2 protein-coding genes and 1 pseudogene are annotated in these 1340 nt (G+C 32.8%); all 3 read right to left on the reverse strand.

Annotated features, from left to right (window positions below):
• Positions 1-14: 14 nt before the first annotated feature.
• Positions 15-590, reverse strand: coding sequence for a histidine phosphatase family protein (locus AC1DTM_RS26735; protein ID WP_016105931.1), 576 nt, complete (start codon positions 588-590; stop codon positions 15-17).
• 117 nt (positions 591-707) lie between these two features.
• A pseudogene (locus tag AC1DTM_RS26740) lies at positions 708-959 on the reverse strand (alpha/beta fold hydrolase); the annotation flags it as partial.
• 8 nt (positions 960-967) lie between these two features.
• The coding region (locus tag AC1DTM_RS26745) for a VOC family protein (protein ID WP_477001307.1) at positions 968-1340 on the reverse strand (373 nt) is incomplete at its 5' end.

Raw genomic sequence — 1340 nt, forward strand, 5'->3', positions numbered from 1 at the left:
CCATATAATCCATTTCATTTCTCTCTCCATAATCTCTCTACATTTATTAATTGCTCGTCTTTAAATTCTAGCTTATATACGTCTGGCTTTGATGTATTCATTAAAAATTCAAGCCTATACTGGTTATCAAAATAGTTCATCATCAATGTCATTACAAGCCCATGTGTACCAACTACAATTTTATGTCCTTGAAAATCTATTAATATTTCTTTTAATATTTTCACGACTCTTCTCTGACAATCCACATACGACTCTCCTCCAGTTAGTGTGAAATCTGGATTAGAGAACATCTTCTTTACGAGTGGATACACTTCCTTATCTGATATAATCTTATCCTCACTTAAAAACCTACACTCTTTGAGATTTTCATATACTACTATTTCTTTTTCATGGAAATTAGCTGACTTTTCTATCGTTAACATAGCCCTCTTATACGGACTTGAAATGAAAGTATCAATCCCCTCTGTTTTTAATATCTCAGTTACTTTATGAGCATCTAAAGTTCCCTTCTCAGTTAATCCACGTGTTCTTTCATCTCCTTCTAATTTTGGTGATTCACCATGCCTAACCATATAGATATATGTATTCATAAGTCCTCCTTGAAAATATTTATAAGTTAATTACTTATTTTAATCTCTGCCGTCTCAAAACTTGAGTACAATCAAAATATTAATTAATTCTTCTTTTAAACTATTTTATGAACTTTGCTAAACTGTTCGTCTAATCCATTCCCAAACTAAACTCTCAAATAGATCAGGCTGTTCAATTTGCAAATTATGTCCCGCCATATCTAACACCGCTAATGTTGCTCTTGGGTAATCTTCAATAATTCGTACAATATCTTGATAACCTACTGATATATCTTGTCTCCCAGCTAACAATAGAACTGGTTTCTCATATTTCTTACGATGAAAGTCTAAAGTAAGAGAATAATTCTTTTGTAATCTTTCAATAAATTCATTACCCTTTATTCTTCTATTTTCATTAACACAATTCTCCAACCATCCGGATCCTCTATCGTTATCCCCTTATCTTTCCAATATGGATTTTCTGGTTCTACTTCATCGTATCCCATTGCATGCAGCCTTTTACTCACTTTTTTCATTTCACTATCTTCACGCATGTAAAATACAAGTAAATTGTCTTTTGTTGGAGCCGGACAAGGGCTTCCATCTATATGTCTTGTAAATTCTAAATGATACTCTTCATCTGGTAGACCGAACATGATCCCATCATAGCCATCATGATCGTAGAATTCACCTATACGTTTTAAACCTAATCCTTTTTCATAGAATGCTATAACCTCTTCAAATTTATCAGTTGGACGTGCTATTCTAAAC

The organism is Bacillus sp. P4_D3 (assembly GCF_056401855.1).

Excerpts from the sequence above, each read along its gene's own strand:
- AC1DTM_RS26735 (WP_016105931.1), bottom strand. The coding sequence starts at position 590 with ATGAATACATATATCTATATGGTTAGGCATGGTGAATCACCAAAATTA.